Source organism: Coprobacillus sp. AF33-1AC (genome assembly GCF_003475785.1).
In the GTDB taxonomy this organism is placed as follows: domain Bacteria; phylum Bacillota_I; class Bacilli_A; order Erysipelotrichales; family Coprobacillaceae; genus Faecalibacillus.
In genome coordinates, this window is the sequence record NZ_QRQB01000005.1 from 37,541 (window position 1) to 54,172 (window position 16,632).

At 29.2% G+C, this 16,632-nt stretch carries 18 protein-coding genes and 1 pseudogene; 4 read left to right on the forward strand and 15 right to left on the reverse strand.

Translation table 11 applies throughout. The features are described from left to right. The first annotated feature begins 2 nt into the window (after nt 1–2). Together DWZ53_RS03215 and DWZ53_RS03220 are read left to right on the forward strand one after the other, a co-directional pair. Complete coding sequence (locus DWZ53_RS03215; protein WP_118431936.1) at nt 3–860, forward strand: EamA family transporter; 858 nt, start codon at nt 3–5, stop codon at nt 858–860. A gap of 14 nt (nt 861–874) precedes the next feature. Further along, on the forward strand, nt 875–1,666 hold the full coding sequence (locus DWZ53_RS03220; protein ID WP_118431938.1) for a MurR/RpiR family transcriptional regulator: 792 nt from the start codon (nt 875–877) through the stop codon (nt 1,664–1,666). Here the strand turns inward: DWZ53_RS03220 and DWZ53_RS03225 are convergent, their stop codons facing one another. From DWZ53_RS03225 to DWZ53_RS03270, 11 genes are all read right to left on the reverse strand, one after another. Next, nucleotides 1,667–2,698, reverse strand: a complete 1,032-nt coding sequence (locus DWZ53_RS03225) for a Gfo/Idh/MocA family oxidoreductase (RefSeq protein WP_118431940.1) — start codon at nt 2,696–2,698, stop codon at nt 1,667–1,669. Further along, a complete protein-coding gene (locus tag DWZ53_RS03230; protein ID WP_118431942.1) occupies nt 2,688–3,665 on the reverse strand; it encodes a Gfo/Idh/MocA family protein in 978 nt (325 codons plus the stop codon). The genes DWZ53_RS03225 and DWZ53_RS03230 overlap by 11 nt, the downstream gene beginning before the upstream one ends. Continuing rightward, nucleotides 3,662–4,453: a Cof-type HAD-IIB family hydrolase gene (locus tag DWZ53_RS03235; protein ID WP_118431944.1), complete on the reverse strand. Its 792-nt coding sequence runs from the start codon at nt 4,451–4,453 to the stop codon at nt 3,662–3,664. Before DWZ53_RS03235 ends, DWZ53_RS03230 begins: the two co-directional genes overlap by 4 nt. Then, nucleotides 4,453–5,184: an HAD-IIB family hydrolase gene (locus DWZ53_RS03240; protein ID WP_118431946.1), complete on the reverse strand. Its 732-nt coding sequence runs from the start codon at nt 5,182–5,184 to the stop codon at nt 4,453–4,455. Before DWZ53_RS03240 ends, DWZ53_RS03235 begins: the two co-directional genes overlap by 1 nt. Further along, a complete protein-coding gene (locus DWZ53_RS03245) occupies nt 5,165–5,617 on the reverse strand; it encodes a heme-binding protein (RefSeq protein WP_158568167.1) in 453 nt (150 codons plus the stop codon). Before DWZ53_RS03245 ends, DWZ53_RS03240 begins: the two co-directional genes overlap by 20 nt. A gap of 149 nt (nt 5,618–5,766) precedes the next feature. Further along, nucleotides 5,767–6,285 carry a flavodoxin gene (locus DWZ53_RS03250; RefSeq protein ID WP_118431950.1) on the reverse strand — a complete coding sequence of 173 codons (519 nt, stop codon included), beginning with the start codon at nt 6,283–6,285 and terminating at the stop codon, nt 5,767–5,769. A gap of 89 nt (nt 6,286–6,374) precedes the next feature. Continuing rightward, nucleotides 6,375–7,271: a LysR family transcriptional regulator gene (locus DWZ53_RS03255; RefSeq protein ID WP_118431952.1), complete on the reverse strand. Its 897-nt coding sequence runs from the start codon at nt 7,269–7,271 to the stop codon at nt 6,375–6,377. Between the two features lie 61 nt (nt 7,272–7,332). Next, the gene (locus DWZ53_RS11415) at nt 7,333–8,058 is read right to left on the reverse strand and encodes an aldo/keto reductase (protein ID WP_255415308.1); all 726 of its coding nucleotides are present in this window, start codon (nt 8,056–8,058) and stop codon (nt 7,333–7,335) included. Next, a complete protein-coding gene (locus DWZ53_RS11420) occupies nt 8,043–8,423 on the reverse strand; it encodes an aldo/keto reductase (RefSeq protein ID WP_255415309.1) in 381 nt (126 codons plus the stop codon). The genes DWZ53_RS11415 and DWZ53_RS11420 overlap by 16 nt, the downstream gene beginning before the upstream one ends. Nucleotides 8,424–8,432: 9 nt before the next feature. Beyond that, complete coding sequence (locus DWZ53_RS03265) at nt 8,433–9,182, reverse strand: carboxymuconolactone decarboxylase family protein (RefSeq protein WP_118431954.1); 750 nt, start codon at nt 9,180–9,182, stop codon at nt 8,433–8,435. An 18-nt stretch (nt 9,183–9,200) separates the two neighbouring features. After that, complete coding sequence (locus DWZ53_RS03270; protein WP_118431956.1) at nt 9,201–10,031, reverse strand: SDR family oxidoreductase; 831 nt, start codon at nt 10,029–10,031, stop codon at nt 9,201–9,203. A 181-nt stretch (nt 10,032–10,212) separates the two neighbouring features. Between DWZ53_RS03270 and DWZ53_RS03275 the strand changes: the two genes are divergently transcribed. Then, the gene (locus DWZ53_RS03275; protein ID WP_118431958.1) at nt 10,213–10,968 is read left to right on the forward strand and encodes a ThiF family adenylyltransferase; all 756 of its coding nucleotides are present in this window, start codon (nt 10,213–10,215) and stop codon (nt 10,966–10,968) included. Nucleotides 10,969–11,006: 38 nt separating this feature from the next. Here the strand turns inward: DWZ53_RS03275 and DWZ53_RS03280 are convergent, their stop codons facing one another. From DWZ53_RS03280 to DWZ53_RS03290, 3 genes are read right to left on the reverse strand one after another with little or no spacing between them, the layout of a single operon-like run. After that, entirely contained in the window at nt 11,007–11,771 is a 765-nt protein-coding gene (locus tag DWZ53_RS03280) for a Cof-type HAD-IIB family hydrolase (protein WP_158568169.1), read from the reverse strand. 1 nt (nt 11,772) lies between these two features. Next, complete coding sequence (locus tag DWZ53_RS03285) at nt 11,773–13,164, reverse strand: ROK family protein (RefSeq protein ID WP_118431962.1); 1,392 nt, start codon at nt 13,162–13,164, stop codon at nt 11,773–11,775. 1 nt (nt 13,165) lies between these two features. Beyond that, complete coding sequence (locus DWZ53_RS03290) at nt 13,166–14,230, reverse strand: GGDEF domain-containing protein (RefSeq protein ID WP_118431964.1); 1,065 nt, start codon at nt 14,228–14,230, stop codon at nt 13,166–13,168. Nucleotides 14,231–14,619: 389 nt separating this feature from the next. On the opposite strand from DWZ53_RS03290, the pseudogene DWZ53_RS11490 reads away from it, so the two are divergent. Beyond that, nucleotides 14,620–14,823, forward strand: a pseudogene (locus tag DWZ53_RS11490) (D-alanyl-D-alanine carboxypeptidase family protein); the annotation flags it as partial. A gap of 151 nt (nt 14,824–14,974) precedes the next feature. Here DWZ53_RS11490 and DWZ53_RS03300 read toward each other — a convergent pair. Next, nucleotides 14,975–16,627 carry a DAK2 domain-containing protein gene (locus tag DWZ53_RS03300; RefSeq protein WP_118431966.1) on the reverse strand — a complete coding sequence of 551 codons (1,653 nt, stop codon included), beginning with the start codon at nt 16,625–16,627 and terminating at the stop codon, nt 14,975–14,977. Nucleotides 16,628–16,632: the final 5 nt, after the last annotated feature.

Consider the following 16,632-nt stretch of genomic DNA (forward strand, 5'->3'; position numbering starts at 1 on the left):
TTATGTGGATTTTATTCGCAGTAGGTTCTGCTGCTTTTGCAGGTCTTACATCTATTTTAGCTAAATGTGGTATCAAAAAAACAGATTCTACCTTAGCTACTGCCATTCGTACAATCGTTGTATTAATTTTTTCATGGATTATGGTATTTATTGTTCATAGTCAAAATGAAATTTATCAAATTGACACAAAAACTTTATTTTTTCTTATTTTATCAGGACTTGCTACTGGAGCAAGCTGGTTATGTTATTATCGTGCCCTACAATTAGGTGACATTAACAAAGTTGTTCCCATCGATAAAACAAGCACTGTTTTAACAACTCTTTTAGCCTTTATCATTCTTCAAGAACAAGTTTCTTTATTTAAAGTGATCGGCATGATTTTGATTTTAACAGGTACATTTTTAATGATTGAAAAAAAACAAAATACACATCAAACAACAGGTAACAAATGGTTATTGTACGCTATAGGTTCTGCTGTTTTTGCAAGTCTTACAGCCATTTTAGGCAAAATCGGTATTACTCATATTGAATCAAATCTAGGAACAGCTATTCGTACTGTTATCGTATTAATCATGTCTTGGATGATGGTTTTTGTCAGTGGTAAACAAAATGAAGTTTCGTCAATCAATAAAAAAGAGCTTGTTTTTATTTGTTTATCTGGCCTTGCTACTGGTGCAAGTTGGTTATGTTATTATAAGGCATTACAAGATGGATTAGCTAGTGTCGTTGTCCCTATCGACAAATTAAGCATATTGGTCACTGTTCTATTTTCTTATTTGGTTTTTCATGAAAAATTATCTTTTAAAGCATTAGTAGGACTCATTGTTATTGTTGTTGGAACAATGCTGATGCTATTTTAATATGAGGTGATAAAATGACACTATTACAACAATTAAAACAAAAAGATTTCTTTACAGAAACAGAATATCATATTATAAACTATCTTTTAGAACATTTAGATCAGATTGACACCCTAACAATAAATGAATTATCTAAACAAACCTTTTCTTCTAATGCATCCATTATTAGATTATGTAAAAAATTATCTTTTTCAGGTTTTAAACAATTAAAAGTTCAATTAGTAAAAGAAATTGAATCAAATAAATACATATCAAAAAAAGTAAGTTATAGTATTCCTTTTCAGTTTAACCAAACATCATATGAAATCATAGATAACATGTATTCTTTATATAACGAGAGTATTAAACTCATCCAATCACAAATAAATAAAGAAGAATTAATTCAAGTTGCAGAAGTATTAATGAACGCTAATAGAATTTTCATTTATGCTATCGGTGATACTAAATTTACAACCCAAGCTTTTATTAATAAAATGATTAAAATTAATTATTATCCAATTCTTGCTACTGCTGATCATGAAGAACTTTTTATTTCGCAATCTTTAAAAAAAGGAGATTGTGCTTTATTTGTTAGCTACGGTGGTAAAAATGATGTATTAAACCAATGTATTCAAATATGTCATCAAAAAAATATAGAAACAATCATCATTACTGCTAATCAATCTAACCCTATCATTCGTCAATGCCTACACAAAATTATGATTCCAAATGAAGAAAAAGAATATAAGATAGCCACTTTTTATTCTCAGTTTGCTATACAATATATTCTTAATATCATCTTTGCCATTATTTATAATCATCAATAATTATTTAAGTTTACTAACACCTTGTTCAAGCATTTCCATTTGTAATAATGTTTGCCAAGGTTGAATGACTTGTTCTTTACCATGAACAATACTTTCATAAATTCCATCATAAACACGCCCATAGTCCCCATCTACTGATGGGACTTTTTCTTCATGATAGCCTCCTTGATCATCATAATATGTCAAAATTCCAAAATGTTCTGGTAAATCTTTACCAAAATCTTGATGATCAGGCATATAAAATAATTTTAAGTGTTCTTCTTGACGATCTTTTGTTTCTTTTACAAACATTCCTTTTTTACCATAAACAATAAAAGAAGGACGTGATTTAACCCTAAAATAAGAAGATTTAACTGATACTTTTAATTTACCATAATATAAATCTAAGTCAAAATAATCATTCATTCTACCTGCACCAAGTAGTTGTCTTACATCATAATGAACATAATCAGGCATACCAAAATAAGAAATGACTTGATCTAATGTATGACAACCATGCCCATATAAATAAGACATTGCTGGATCAAACTGATGAACACTTTCAGGTATTTCAGGTCGATAATAATCAAAATGCATTTCTAACTCTAATAAATCTCCTAATTTCCCTGATTCAATTACTTTTTGAACAGTTAAAAAGTCACTATCATATCTTCTGTTTTGATAAGCTGAACAGTATAATCCTTTTTCTTTAGCTAATTCAAAAATTTCTTTTGCCTGTTGGCTATTTTCCATAAATGGCTTCTCACATAGAACATGTTTACCTGCTTCTAAAGCTTTTTTACTATATTCATAATGAAAATGATGTCCGGTACATACAACAACCATATCAATTTCATCATCTAAAAAGATATCATCTTGATTTTCAGTATAATGAACTCCTTCAATTTGTTCCCATATATCATGATGAATATGCGGATTATAAATAGTCTTAACAATAAATTTATCTTTTCTTTGCATGACAAAAGGTAAATGATATCTATTTGTACTTTTACCATTGCCAATATATCCTAATACAATTTTATTATCTATCATTATCAAACACGATCCCTTCTTGTTTTCTACCTTCTTCCATTAATTTTGAAATTAATAATGAAAGTTCTAACATTTCTTGTTGCTTCGTATGGTTATTTTCTTCAATCATTTTTATAAATTCTTTAAATTCATAGATTAAACGATGTTTTTTCTCGAATGTTTTTATTTCACTTGTTCCATCATTATAGCATATTTCATATTCTGTCATCTGACTTAGTGGTGCTTTAACAACAATAGCCGCCTGATTACCTTGAATAGTATTCATTAAAGGTGCTTTACAATCTTTAGCACCAATACATAATGCTTTAAAGTTACCATAATCAAAAGTCATCATCCCACTGGTATCAATCTTATTTTCAATATTAGCCATGTAACGATGTGAAACTGGTTTACCAAATAAATCAATTAAAGCATGAATATTATAAACATTTAAATCCATCAAAGCCCCTCCGGCTTTATGATAATCAAACGCTGGTAAAATCGTTCCTTCTTTAAATGCATTATAACGTGAAGAATATTGAGAATAGTTAAATGAAACAATTTTTATATCTCCTAATTTTTTTAAATCTGCTTTTAAAGAAAGAAATGCTGGTGTATAGTGTAAATTCATTGCCTCAAAAATCATACAATGGCTCTTTTGGGCAATATCAATTAATTCCTTCAATTCCTGACTATTTGCAGTAATTGGTTTTTCAATAATAACATGCTTTCCCTTTTCTAATGCTTTTTTAGCAAAACTATAATGCAAATGATTAGGTAAAGCTACATAAATAGTATCAATATCACTATCTAAAAGTTCATCATAATCTAAATAATATCCATCAAAATGATGTTCCTTAATCATTTTTTCAGTTTCTTCCAATGTATTTTCTGTCGACAAAATAACAGTCTTTTCAATGTTTAATTCATCATAAGTTGTCATTAAATCTTTGACAATCATTCCTGTACCTAATATTCCTAATTTCATATTTCTTCCTCCTTGTCTATCCATCCAAAATATTGACAAGCATACGCTATGCCATCATCTTTATTTTCTTTTGTAATAAAATCCGCTTTATCTTTTAAACTCGAACACGCATTGCCCATGGCTATTTTTGTCCATTCATCTTTAAACATAATTATATCATTAATATCATCACCAAAGACGACAACTTGATCATCTCTACCACCAATATAGTCTATCATTTTTTTAATACCTTGATCTTTTTTATCATGTTGAAAAGTCAAATAAGAAGGAACAAATCTTAAATAGCCTAATTCTTTTCTTGTTGTAAGTAAAGGTTCATCCTCTTGACTAATAGCCACATAAACTTTGTAAATGTTTTCCAACTTATCAAAAGATAATTTTGGATCGTAAATGTATTCTGTAGGTTCTTGCCGCTTACCTACCTGTTCAATAAATTGATGATCATTCATCATAACTTTAATACTGTCGTCGAAAGCAACCAATACACCACAACCTAACTCTTTAGCTTGTTTGCATAATGCTAATGCTTTTTCACGATTTAATGGTTCATTTTCAACTAATTTTCCATGATCAGCCAAAGCTGCCCCACCATTAGCCACAACATAATCAATCCCCATTTCACGGGCAAAATCCTTAACTTTATAATAAGCTCTGCCACTCGCAATACAAACAAAATGTCCCTTTTCTTTTAGTTTCTTTATTGTTTCTTTCACTGATAAGGGTACTTCCCCTGTTTCTTTTATCGTTAAAGTTCCATCAATATCAAAGAAAAAACATTTCTTTTCCATTATTCCACACCTTCTAACAATCCAATCGCTTCTTCAATGTTATTAACACATACATCAACTTTATCCTTTAAATCAGATGGTGAACTATGAAATGTAAAACAATAATCACTTGCCTCAAATAACGGAAGATCATTGTATGAATCCCCTATACCACTGATATGTTCTATTTGTAATGCCTTTTTAATTTCTTTAATACCTTGTCCTTTAGAACAATCTTTACTAACTATATCAATAGAATTTTTATTTTGAAAAGGCATAACGTCGCCATAACGATAAATTGAATCTAATTCTTTTTTTGTTGTCATCTCATCTTTAAAAATCAAAGAAACGCTATAAATAACTTCGTGTTCTACTTCTTTAAAATGATGTACAATTTGACAATATGAATGATTTTCTTCATTAAACGTTGCATAAAAGATATCTCTATTCCCTGTTTGAATAATCATATCTGCTTGATTAAAATAATCTAAAAAGATATTTTTTGCTGTTTCTTTATTCATAGGGGTATGTTGGATTATATTCATTCTTTTGTCGAGAATTAAAGCTCCAGTAGATAAAATATAAAAATCTAAATCTAATTTTTTTACATCATCTAAAGCACATAACGGTCTGCCTGTACACACGCCAAATAAATGATTTTTTTGATATTTTTTTATTGCCTTTTCATCATCTTCTTTAATTCGTCCATCAAAGACTAAAGTATGATCTATATCACTTACTAATGCTTTCATTTTTATACTCCTTTAAAACATCTACAATTACTTGATGATCTTGATCATGTTCAAGACCGGAAACGTAGATGCCGCCGATTATTTGATGCTTAACAATAAGTGGAAAACCACCACCACATATCACATATCCTTTTTTTAATTCTTCATCTTGAAACAACTGATCATCTTGATGTTGTTTGTACACATAATAAGTACTATGTTGATATTTTTCTAATGTATTTTGTTTATAATCTAACCACTTTGTTCCTGTTTTACCATCCATCAAGTATTGAAAAACAATATCGTGATTCATCACTACTCTTATTCTAACAGGTTTTAATCGTTCTTGGGTTATTTTTTTTATTATCATTTGACCAACATAAAAAGCATCTTTATGGCAAAATGACTCAAAAGATAATTCATTTTCTAATTGCAAAAGTTCTTCTTGATTCATATACATCTTCCTTTCACTCTTTTTATATCACACTAGATATACAATCCATAGTTTTATACAATAAGTAGGAAAAAAAGTTCATCATTCTTTTATTATATTTTTCAAAACAAGAATTAAAAGTTCAAAAAAGCGCTCACTTATGTGAACGCTTATAAATGATTAGCATTTAACCAATCCTTAACCTCTTGTAAACTATCATGTACTTGGCTACCTCTAATTGCAAGTCCTTGATGAACGATAGCTTGAGGACATAATTTTTTTATATCATTTTCACTTACGCCCATACCACTGCCTTCATGGCTGCATAATGGATAAATATGCTTACCAGTTGTATCATGTGTTTGTAAAAAAGTAAACATAGCCATCGGCATTGTAGACCACCAGTTAGGATAACATAAGATAATATGATCATATTGATTGAACTGATGAACATAATCTAATATTTTAGGTCTTTCTTGATTTAGTAATTCTTTTTTTGCTTGAGCAGTACATTGATGATAATCTTGAGGATAGCTATGTACTATTTTTACTTGAAATAACGTACTATCAATTAATTCATGTATCATTTTAGCAAGAACTTCGCAATTTCCTTGAGGTAAATCAACAATATTACCTGCTACATAATTTTCGCCTTTTCTAGAAAAATAAACAATTAAATTTTTACTCATTACATTCCACCTCTTTCATTATCATTATAAAAGATTGCTTAATATAAACAATTTTCATTACTAATGAAATAAATAAGTTTTTCTAATCATTATGATTCTTGATGTTTTTCTCTAAGTTTATTTCTTAATAATTCAGCAAATTCTTCTACATAGTATTGAGAATTCTCTTTTTTCCAAAAAGCACAATAATTTCTTTGAATTGGTTTTTGATGACGATACAAAGGAATAGCTTTAATTTGTTTTGAAGCAAGTTGAGGTTTATTTGCGTATTCAATTGGCATAAAGCCTTTATTGATTGTAACCAATAATCTAGCTTCTTCTATTCCATCTACAAAAATATATTTTCCTTTTAAACCGATGATATTTTTATAAAACTCTTGTTCTATTTCTTGTTGTTCTTTAGATGCTACAAGTATGCACGTTTCTTTTTTTAAATCTTGTACGTCAAGTTTTGTTTGATTGCTTAAAGGATGTTGATTAGAAATTTCTACATAACAATCCATATGTAAAAGATGATAATTAATATAATCATCATGAAAAGTCCTTCTTTGATCGCTAATAATTAAATTTAAATCATCATTAACTAAATAATTATATAATTCTTCATGATTACCTATTTTCAACTCAATGGAAACATGAGGATAAAGATTAGAAAACTCTATAATTGACTCTCTTATCTCCTTACCATGATAGTCTCTTAGATAACCTATTTTTAATACATTTTCATCTTCCTCTATTTCTTTTGTCTTTTTACATAACTCATATACTTCTTGTACAATATCCTTACAATGATGATAAAAATATTCTCCTGCCGGTGTTAAAGAAATTGCTTTTTTATTTCTTACTAGAAGTTTAACATCTAATTCTTCTTCTAAAGATTTAATTTGTTGAGATATAGCAGATTGTGAAATAAAGCATTCTTCAGCTGCTTTAGTAAAACTTTTTGTATTGACTACCGAAATAAAGTATTGCATTTGTTTATACATTTAATCATCTCCTAAAAATATTATAACTGATAAAATAAAATGATGAATAAACTTCATCATTTTATTTTTCAAATGTTATAGCTACGTCTTTAAGATACTCAATAATAGGTAAATGTTGTGGACATATTCTTTGACATTGTCCACATTGTAAACATTCACTGGCCTTTCCATTAGATTTAGTATGGACACCATAATAGTAATCACTATTCCAATCATTAAATTGCTTTTTAGCATTAAAACAAGCAAATAAATCGGGTATCTTGATTTTCTTTGGACAACCATCTTCACAATAACGACAACCTGTACAAGCAATACCACCCATGGATTTTAATATATGACTTACTTTAAACACAGCAGCATATTCATCTTTTGAAAAAGGAACAAAATCTTTCATATAACTAAGATTATCTTTCATTTGTTCAAGAGTGCTCATTCCTGATAAGACCTGGAATACACCATCAAATGAAGCCGCAAAACGAATAGCATAACTAGCATAACTGTCTCCATTTAACTGATCTAGTACCTTTTTTGCTTCATCTGGTAAACGAATTAAACCACCACCCTTGACAGGTTCCATAATTAATACTGGTTTATTAAACTGACGACATACATCATATACTTTTTTGCTTTGAACACCAGCATCATGATAATCAACGTAATTAAACTGAATTTGGACAACTTCGATTTCAGGATGTTCTGTCAGTATTTGTTCTAATACTTCACTACGATCATGAAAAGAGATACCGATATGTTTAATCTTTCCTTCTTTTTTTAACTGTTTAACCACATCATAAGCATGACATTTTTGGAAATGTGATAAATTTGTTGATCTTGCGCATGCATTAAATAATAATCAAAGTAATCAACACCTGTTTTTTCTAATTGTTCATTAAATAATGAGCGTATATCTTCCTCTTTATTAAAAAAATGAACAGATAACTTATTTGTTAAAGTATAACTTTCTCTAGGATAACGAGCATCCAGACAATCTCTTAATGCTGTTTCACTTTTTCCTTGTAAATAACCATGCGCTGTATCAAAATATGAAAATCCCTCAGCCATATACAAATCAATCATTTTATTAAATTCTTCATAATCCACGTCTTCACCTTTCATCGGCAGACGCATACAGCCAAATCCTAATTTTTTCATTTTTATTTCCTACTTACATGCTTCATTTACACAACGTAATGCGTTTAAACTTCTAGGATATCCAATAAATGGCAAGCATTGAGAAATAATTTTAATAAGAAAAGCTTTATCATTACCTATTTTCATATTTGCTGCTGCATGAGATGTTAATTGTGGTTCACATCCACCTTGAGCTGCTAAAAAACAAAATGTGATCATTTCTCTTTCATTATAATCTAAACCATGACGTGTATAATAATCTCCAAAAAAATTATCAGCCAACCAGTGATTAATATGTCTTGATTCTTCAGGACCAGATTTATAAAATTCTCTCATCCCTTCACCAAAAATATCAACCTGCGCTTGAATACCTTTTTCTAAGCGATTTTGTGGCGTTGTTGTTGATTGTCCTTCTAAAGGTAAAGCAATATTTTGTGCTTTACAAAAATCATTAACTGCATGTAAAAAAGGAAAGACTCTACCAATTCCTAAATATGCAACTCCTTGATATACAATTTCTTTCATTTCTACAGGAGTTACTCCAAATTGATAAGCAGCTTTTAACATTGCCTTAAACTCATCAATACCTTGACATCCAATTAAAGTAGCAAGAATCGCTTTCATTCTTACTTTATCGTCTAAATCATCTTGATTAACAACTTCATCAAAAGCAAAGTTATCAAATAATTCTATAAATTCAGGATCAGTTTTTAATAATTGAGATTCATATCCCGGAAACATTCTTTCATGATATTTTTTTGCATTTTCACTAATAGCCATATTTTTACCTTCTTTCTATTATTTTTCTGGTTTTAATGGTCCATAGAAATAAGATGCTGTTGCACCACCATCTATCAAGAAATCTGAACCAGTAATAAATGCTCCTTTATCTGACATAATTAGTTCAGCCACATTAGCCACTTCATCTGCAGTTCCTGGTCTTCCAGCCGGACATTTAGCAAACATATTTTTATAAAAATCTCCTCGTGGACCGTTGAACTCATCAACAGCTAAAGGTGTAACAATGATACCTGGAGAAATAGAATTAATTCTAGCCCCTTTTTGTCCCCATCTCACTGATTCAAACATCACTCTTTTTTCATTACAACGTTTTGCTAATTGGTATGCATGTAAAGTATCATGGATATTTTCTACTTGTAACATATCAAGATTTAGCAATTCTTCGGTTGGTGTTGTAGCAAGCAACTCATCTTCTTGTGATGTCAGTTGTTTCATACGATGTCCTGATTGACTAGAGATGGTTACACCCACACCACCTTCTTTTATTACTTTACCAACTTCTTCTAACAAAACTGCTGTTCCATATAAATCTACTTTTAAAATAGCTTCAATTGGTGCCTGTGATGGTGAAACACCAGCACCATTAATTAAGTAAGCAATATCTCCAAAGCTTCTAGCAAATTCAAACATTTCCAATATTGAACTTCTTGATGATAAATCCATTTCAAACGGCTCCACATCAAATCCTGCATTATTCATTGTCTCAGCAATTATCCTTGCATTATGAATATTTTTATCTCCTAAAACAATCTTTTTTCCATAACCAATTCTTCTAGCGATAGCCATACTAATTTGACCAGCGCCAGTTACTAACATAACGTCTTTCATATAATCACTCCTTTTACATTCATTATTATATTAATTTGATAATTGACAAACAATTTCCATTACTAATCATATACATAAGAATTACTTATAAAGTATATCATAGTATGTAGATAGGCAAAGTATGTATTTACAATTTCATCTTTTTTATCTATACTAATAAAGTAAATTAGAGGAGATTAAAATGACAAATCAATATTCAAGAACACAATTACTTATAGGACAAGATGGAATTGAAAAATTAAAGAAAGCACGCGTTGCTATTTTTGGCATTGGTGGTGTTGGTGGGTATGTTGTTGACGCCCTTGCTCGTAGTGGTGTCCAACATTTTGATTTGATTGATGATGATCGCATATGCCTAACTAATATTAATCGCCAACTTATTGCAACTAGAAAAACCGTTGGAAAATATAAAGTTGATGTAATGGAAGAACATATTAAAGACATTTTTCCTTTATGCCGTATCAATACCTATAAAACATTCTTTTTACCAGAAAATAAAGATACTTTCCCATTTGAAGAATATGACTATATCATTGATGCCTTAGATACAGTAACAGCAAAAATTGAACTTGCTGTTTTGGCTCAAGAAAAACAAATTCCCATTATTAGTTGTATGGGGGCTGGTAATAAACTTGATCCATCTCAATTTGAAGTGAGTGATATTTATAAAACAAGTATTTGTCCTCTAGCAAGGGTAATGAGAAGAGAATTAAAAAAACGTCATATAAAAAAATTAAAAGTTGTCTATTCTAAAGAAAAACCAATTAGACCACTTGAGGATATGTCTATTAGTTGTCGTAATCACTGTATATGCCCTCCTGGTGTAACAAGAAACTGTTTAGATCGTCGCGACATACCAGGAAGCATCGCTTTTGTTCCATCTGTAGCAGGACTGATTGTTGCTGGTGAAGTTGTTAAAGATTTAATCAATGCGTAAAAAAAACTTAGGTTAAATTCAATTTAAACCTAAGTTTTTTATATGAGTTTTTCATGTTTTAATGCTTTTGTAATACCTTCTTGATCAACATTATCGGTAATATAAGTTGCTACGTTTTTTAATGAATCAACAGCATTACCCATAGCTATTCCGTGATTGACTTCTCTAAACATAGCACGATCATTTTCACCATCACCAAATGCATAAGCATCATTTTTAGATATTTTAAAATATTTTAAAATATAAGCAATGCCATCTCCTTTATCAAATCCAATGGTTGAACAATCACAGTTTCCAATACCACTATGATCATTAATAACCAAATTTTCTTTAAATACGTTTACCATATTTAAATAGCGTTCTCTATCTCGATAATAAATATCAAGTGTATAAACCGTAATTTTGTCATCATAAGGTTGAATTCTTGTTTTCCCATATTCTTTTTTAGCTTGTTCTATTTCTTCATCACTTAAATGATAAGCCATAGAACAATCATCACTAACAAGTAAAGCACCCAAATTATTTTTATCAAGTAAATCTAGATATGTTCGTAATTCATCCCGGCTAAAAGCTTCACCATGAAGTTTTTTATTTTGATACAAAATATACCTACCATTACAACAAACAATTCCGTCAACTAAATGACCAAATAGTTTTTTTGCATAAAATGGCGCTCTACCGGTACATATAAAAGTCTTATGTGATTTATCTTTTAATAATTTTAATGCTTTTAAATTAGACTCCGGTATTTCCCCACGAACTGCTAGTGTTCCATCAATATCAAAAAATATAATTTTATCCATATTATTTTTCCCCAATACAATCAAGACATAATTTTGTAAGTCCATCTAACATATATGAACTTACCTCTTTAATATAGAAAAATTCAGGCAAAAATTCTTTTGGAATAAAAGAAGCTAAATGACATTTAATTTCATTCATGTCAGGTGTCATTGGTGAACGAATAGCAACTGCATCTGGTCCTACTAAAGCAATGGCTGGAAGTAATGCTTTCGTTACAACTTCAATTGCTCCTTGCTCATTTAAAATTAATTTATGACAATCATCAGATAGCTGCATTCTTTCAAGAAAATATTTAACTTCACCGGCCAATCCATTTTTCCCAGTAATGATTCTTCCATTAGCAATGATACCTTGACCACCTACTCCAAAACCAAATGGTTGTGAATGAAAAATGATACTGTTGTATTCTGGATGTTCCAAAGAAAATCCAACAACTGCTGCATTAGCATTATTATAAACAAAAATAGGTGTATGATATTTCTCTTCAAAATCTTGTTTCATATCAATATATTTTTCTGTTGTAGGATCTTTCAATTGTTTATCATCACTTACTATTCCTGGAGATGCAATACCAATCAAATCAATATATTGATGTTTTAATAAAATAGTATCAATAATATCATATAAATCATATATATTCATTATTTGCTTAATTATTAAATTTTCATCTATTATCTTTGACTTATCATACAAACGATAATAAATTCTTGTTTGTGTTTGATTTCTCAAAATAGCAATAGATAAAATACGTTTTTTATGTTGCATACAATGAACACATCGTTCTTCTTTTTGTTTTTTTCTTAATTTATTAAAATTTGTTAATTCATCTTGAATAAACTGAATTGTTTGAAAAGCATCATATGCAGCAAATAGCGCTGTAGGAATTTGTAATACTAATTTATCAGGTAAAGTATCTTGTAATTTTTTTAACATATAACCTATTTGTGGGGCAATCATCACTGCATCATATTTTTCTACTTCTTCATAAATATTCAAATATGATACTGCATTAAAATGATAATCAAGATGTAATGATTGTGCTGTCTCATTTAACATTTGAGCAAACATAGAAGTTGTTAAACCTGCCGAACAAGAAAGCAAGACTTCAATTGTTTTATGGTTCTTTAAAGCTACAAGTGTTTCTACCATTTCATCATATAATTGCTTTGCATGACCTTCATCTTTTAATTCAAAATGAAGATAAAACTTCACAGTTTCATCTTTATTAGAAACAATTGTAAATTCAACAACTGTACTTTCTTCAATATCGGTAAAACGAATTGTAGACTTACCATAATCAGAATTTAATTGAATAACATCTTGATCAACTTGTTCAACTTGATATTCATCATTTTGATGATTTTTTATCCATGCTATAAAGTCATCTTTCATATCACATTTTCTCCTTTCTTTCTTCTTTCATTTTTTCCTTTGTAATATACATATTTTTATCTGCTCGACTTAGAATATACCTTATATCTTCTTGAGGATATTGATTAGAAAGAGCATACCCACAGGCAAAATCAATATAGACTGTCGAATCTTTTTTATTTTGTTTTGCTACTTCTTCTTGGATATTTTTAATCATCTTTTTTAAATCTTGTGAATTTACATTTTCTAAAATTGCAATAAATTCATCACCACCATATCTTCCTACAAAGTGTTTTTTAGGAATCACTTTACGAATAATATGAGCAAAGCTACTGATTAATTTATCTCCTGAGATATGTCCTAAAGAATCATTTGTTTCCTTTAAATCATTTAAATCAAAAATAACGATAGCAAAACAACCTTTATAGTAATATTGATATTGACGAATTAATTCTTCGATAGAACTACGATTAGGCAATCCTGTAGCTAAATCTAAATAAGCTTTTTTATTAAGTTTACTATTATTTTTTACTAAAATAAAGAGTGAAATTGATTCTTTAATTAATATAGCTATCATAATCGTAATAACAATAATCAATCCATCTTCTATCTTTCTTAATTTTGTTGCACATCTTTGAGAATAGTCTTCTGCCGCACTTACAGTTTGATCTGCCTGTTGAAAATAATCCTCACTCATAGAAATAATATGAGAATTAGCATAATGTGTACTTCTATTTTCATTAATTTCTTTTTTTATATTATTCCAAGAAGTATACAAATGCTTTAATTTATTTTGATATGACTTATCTGGTAAAATCGTAAGATCATACTTTCCTCCACCATGCATTAATCCATCAAAAATATCATCTAAATATACAATTAAATCATCGTTACTTTGACCTGCAATTTCTAGTTTAATCACCCTTTGAGTAGCACCCCTGATAATACCGGCATAGTTAATAACACGAGCATTCCCCTGAATTGAATTAACATTAAACATCATACTCACTGTCAAAATAACGAGGAGTACTAAAACCCATCCTTGTATAAATTTTTCTATAATTCTTTTTTTACTTCTTTTAAACACAATACCATTTCCTTTTCATCTAAACCTATTATATCAAATATAAAAATCTATTAAATTCTCAAAAATAAAAATCCTATATAAAAAAATGAGATCATCTTTAAAAAATCTAAGAAATTTTTATTCTGTTTTTTTAATATCTCTTTGTTATAGTTTTCACGATGACAAAAATAAAAAATTTTAAAAGATTATTCATTGCTGTTATTTTCTTTTTGATTAAATTTCAAATACTAATTGTAACTGATATTCGTATTGTTAATCATTTATACACATCTCATTATCAAACAGATACAGTTACTTGAAATCTGGTACCCGTAAATAGTAAAATTACATACCTAATGATTATAAAATGCCATTAGAAACATCATCTAACAGTTAGAAAACTCGCTCTTCAATGTGTTGTCATACCTCGCATAAGTGAGCACGAACATAATATAGCCGTTGATATTAATGCTGATACTACTGTCTGTTCAAAAGACACCGTTTATCACTGGCTTGAACAACATGCTTATACATACGACTTTATTAGACATTATCCTGAATGCAAAAAAATATCACTGGTATTAACAATGAACCATAGCATTATAGATATGTAGGAAAAAAGCAACTAAAATCATAAAAAAACTTATGTTTAGAAGAATATTTGAATCAATATTTCCTTTCATAAGTTTAAATTCTGTTAGATATTTAAATTTAAATTCTAACAACATTAAAAAACGTTGATTATATCAACGTTTTTTTAATATATTATTCTACACCAATAATAAATGAGTATACAGGTTGTTTACCTTCAATAAGTTCTAATTCAGCTTCAAAGTTATCTTCGATATAACTTTCAATTTCTTCAACTTCTTCATCATTAACATCTTCACCAACAATTAAAGTAACTAACTCTGAATCTTCATCAATTAATTTATCTAAGCATACTTTTAAAGCATCTAATTTATTATCCACACAAGCAACAATATCTTTTTCAACTAATGCCATATAATCATTTGCTTTAATTTCTACACCATCAATATTTGTATCTTTAATCGCAAATGTTACTTGACCAGTTTTAACATTACTCATTGCTTCTTTCATTTCATCAATATTTTCGTCTAATGAAGCATCTGGATTAAACATGATACATGCTGATAATCCTTGAGGAATTGTTTTTGTTGGAATAACAATAACATTTACTTCTCCCTCTAAAATTGTTGCAGTTTGTTGTGCTGTCATCACAATATTAGAGTTATTAGGTAAAATAATAACGTTTTTAGCATTTACTTTTTTTACTGCTACAACCATATCTTCAGTAGATGGATTCATTGTTTGACCACCACTTACAATATAATCACAATGTAATTCTAAAAATGCATTTTCAATTCCTTTTCCTGCACAAACAGCAATGACTGCTGTTTCTTTAGCTTCTTGAACACCGGCATCATTATCATCAACACCAACAATACTTCCCGCATTAGCTTGAAGAGTATCAGCTTGTTCTTGCATATTTTCGATTTTTAATTTAACAAATTCTCCAAATCTTTGGGCAATATTTAAAGCATTACCTGGTTTTAAAGTATGAACATGTACTTTTACAATATCTTCATCTTGTACAACAACAATACTTTCTCCAGGAATTAATGATAATTCCTTTTTAAGTTGATCTTCTGAAAACTTTTCAATTAATGATGGATTTAAACGGATAATAAATTCTGTACAATATCCAAATTCTTCTTCTTTACCTTCTAAATTAGTTCCAGCATTAGTTTGTGCTCCACCTGTTACATCAACAAATTCAACACGATCTCCTTGTAATCCAGCCATAAATCCAGTTAATACAAGTAATAGCCCAGCACCACCACTATCTACAACACCTACTTCTTTTAAAACTGGTAATAATTCTGGTGTTCTTTCTAATGATGCTTCTGCTTCTTTAACAAAGTAAGATAACACATCTTCTACTTCCATACCTTCTCTAGCATATTCAACAACTTTTTCACTAGATTCACGGATAACAGTTAAAATTGTTCCTTCTACTGGACGCATAACGGCTTTATAAGCAACTTTAGCACCACTTTGCCATGCTTTTGCAAGTAAAAGAGCATCTATTTCTTGATGACCTTCTAATGCCATCGCAAACCCTCTAAAAATTTGTGATAGAATAACTCCTGAATTTCCACGTGCTCCCATCAATAAACCTTTAGATAATTTTTTTGCAATTTCATAAACATCATTGCTTTTTAAATCTTTTACTTCTTTAGCACCAGCATTAAATGTCATTGACATATTTGTACCAGTGTCCCCATCAGGTACGGGGAAAACATTTAAAGCATCAATTTCTAAATGATTATTATGTAACGTATTTGCTCCGCATAAAATCATTTCTTTTAATAATTCACCTGTAATGACTTTCATATGAT

Excerpts from the sequence above, each read along its gene's own strand:
- DWZ53_RS03245 (WP_158568167.1), bottom strand. The coding sequence starts at position 5,617 with ATGAATCAAGAAGAACTTTTGCAATTAGAAAATGAATTATCTTTTGAG.
- DWZ53_RS11420 (WP_255415309.1), bottom strand. The coding sequence starts at position 8,423 with ATGAAAAAATTAGGATTTGGCTGTATGCGTCTGCCGATGAAAGGTGAA.
- DWZ53_RS03235 (WP_118431944.1), bottom strand. The coding sequence starts at position 4,453 with ATGGAAAAGAAATGTTTTTTCTTTGATATTGATGGAACTTTAACGATA.
- DWZ53_RS03225 (WP_118431940.1), bottom strand. The coding sequence starts at position 2,698 with ATGATAGATAATAAAATTGTATTAGGATATATTGGCAATGGTAAAAGT.
- DWZ53_RS03265 (WP_118431954.1), bottom strand. The coding sequence starts at position 9,182 with ATGGCTATTAGTGAAAATGCAAAAAAATATCATGAAAGAATGTTTCCG.
- DWZ53_RS03220 (WP_118431938.1), top strand. The coding sequence starts at position 875 with ATGACACTATTACAACAATTAAAACAAAAAGATTTCTTTACAGAAACA.
- DWZ53_RS03270 (WP_118431956.1), bottom strand. The coding sequence starts at position 10,031 with ATGAAAGACGTTATGTTAGTAACTGGCGCTGGTCAAATTAGTATGGCT.
- DWZ53_RS03250 (WP_118431950.1), bottom strand. The coding sequence starts at position 6,285 with ATGAGTAAAAATTTAATTGTTTATTTTTCTAGAAAAGGCGAAAATTAT.
- DWZ53_RS03230 (WP_118431942.1), bottom strand. The coding sequence starts at position 3,665 with ATGAAATTAGGAATATTAGGTACAGGAATGATTGTCAAAGATTTAATG.
- DWZ53_RS03300 (WP_118431966.1), bottom strand. The coding sequence starts at position 16,627 with ATGAAAGTCATTACAGGTGAATTATTAAAAGAAATGATTTTATGCGGA.
- DWZ53_RS03255 (WP_118431952.1), bottom strand. The coding sequence starts at position 7,271 with ATGTATAAACAAATGCAATACTTTATTTCGGTAGTCAATACAAAAAGT.
- DWZ53_RS03280 (WP_158568169.1), bottom strand. The coding sequence starts at position 11,771 with ATGGATAAAATTATATTTTTTGATATTGATGGAACACTAGCAGTTCGT.
- DWZ53_RS03215 (WP_118431936.1), top strand. The coding sequence starts at position 3 with ATGTGGATTTTATTCGCAGTAGGTTCTGCTGCTTTTGCAGGTCTTACA.
- DWZ53_RS03275 (WP_118431958.1), top strand. The coding sequence starts at position 10,213 with ATGACAAATCAATATTCAAGAACACAATTACTTATAGGACAAGATGGA.
- DWZ53_RS03240 (WP_118431946.1), bottom strand. The coding sequence starts at position 5,184 with ATGAAAGCATTAGTAAGTGATATAGATCATACTTTAGTCTTTGATGGA.
- DWZ53_RS03285 (WP_118431962.1), bottom strand. The coding sequence starts at position 13,164 with ATGAAAGATGACTTTATAGCATGGATAAAAAATCATCAAAATGATGAA.